This is a genomic window from Oleiphilus sp. HI0123 (assembly GCF_001635315.1).
The window spans coordinates 1-1,248 of the sequence record NZ_LWGE01001626.1; the positions used below are offsets into that span (position 1 = coordinate 1).

Below are 1,248 nucleotides of genomic sequence, written 5' to 3' on the forward strand. Positions count from 1 at the left end.
GTCTAGTAAACGTAAAGTCTCTGTAAAGATTAAATAGAAGGTAAAAAGCCTATGCTAGACTTCAAACAATTCCGTAAATCAATAAAGGTTTGATATGAGTGCCAATATATTACTCATTGAAGATGATACCGAGATCAGTGAGCTTCTAAGTAGCCTGCTAGTACAAGAAGGTTTCACCATGACCACGGCATTCGATGGCGTCGAAGGTGAACGCTTGGCTTTAAAAAGTCACTACGACGTTATCATTCTCGACATCATGCTGCCTAACAAAGATGGTTTAAGCGTGTTGCGTGATATACGCGGCCAAATCACTAGCCCAATATTAATGCTCACCGCAAAAGGTGATGAGCTAGACAGAATCATAGGCTTTGAGATGGGCGCCGACGACTACCTTCCCAAGCCATTTAACCCACGAGAGTTGGTGGCGCGAATCAAAGCATTGCTAAGACGCGTGGAGATCGACCAAGGCCAGACAACAAACCAGGCTAGTGAGCTGGTTTCAGACAAAATCAAGCTAAAACTAAAAACGCGTGAAGCCCTAATTGAGGGTGAAGAAATAGAACTTACCAGCAGTGAATTCAATATTCTGCACGCACTGATGCGCAACGCCAATGAAATTATGACCAAAGCCGAGCTAACCGAGCTTGCTTTAGGGCGAAAGCTAACACTCTATGATCGGGCCATTGATATGCATATGAGTAACCTGCGTAAGAAACTCGATAGCGAACACATCAAAACCATTCGTGGCAGTGGTTATTTATTCCAAGGTCAGGTGGAGACGCGTTAAGCATGACTCAATCCATCTTTAAACATCGCTTGTTTTGGAAGATTATTCTGATCTTCTGGCTAACCACCTTTGCGACCATTCTCGCCAATATCTGGATCACCAAAGAAATCGTCGTCAATGAATTCAAGGTCGAGCAAGTAAAAGACAAGATGCGCTCACTCGCACCCGAAGCAATAGAGGTATACGAGCAGCAAGGAGGCAAAGCCCTAAAACGCTGGTACCGAAAACTAGCCCGCCGCGAAGGCATACGCGTAGTGTTATTACATACTGACGAGACGCCGGTAATTCCACACCGAAAGCCAAGGTATCATGATGACGATGATGATGAGCATCACGATCACGATGACAAACCCTATCGAACACACTTGCTAAATTTGGCCGACCAACAAATATCGTCACCAAACGGGCAAAGTTATATCTTGCGAGTCATGCCTTCGCGCTATATACAGTCCCGCTTCAAC

Annotated in this window: 2 protein-coding genes; both read left to right on the top strand. The window is 45.0% G+C overall.

Going from position 1 to position 1,248, the window contains the following annotated elements:
- Positions 1 to 94 precede the first annotated feature (94 nt).
- The gene (locus A3761_RS21855; RefSeq protein WP_068508125.1) at positions 95 to 787 is read left to right on the top strand and encodes a response regulator; all 693 of its coding nucleotides are present in this window, start codon (positions 95 to 97) and stop codon (positions 785 to 787) included.
- Positions 788 to 789: 2 nt separating this feature from the next.
- The coding region (locus tag A3761_RS21860; protein WP_156492029.1) for a hypothetical protein at positions 790 to 1,248 on the top strand (459 nt) is incomplete at its 3' end.

Excerpts from the sequence above, each read along its gene's own strand:
- A3761_RS21855 (WP_068508125.1), top strand. The coding sequence starts at position 95 with ATGAGTGCCAATATATTACTCATTGAAGATGATACCGAGATCAGTGAG.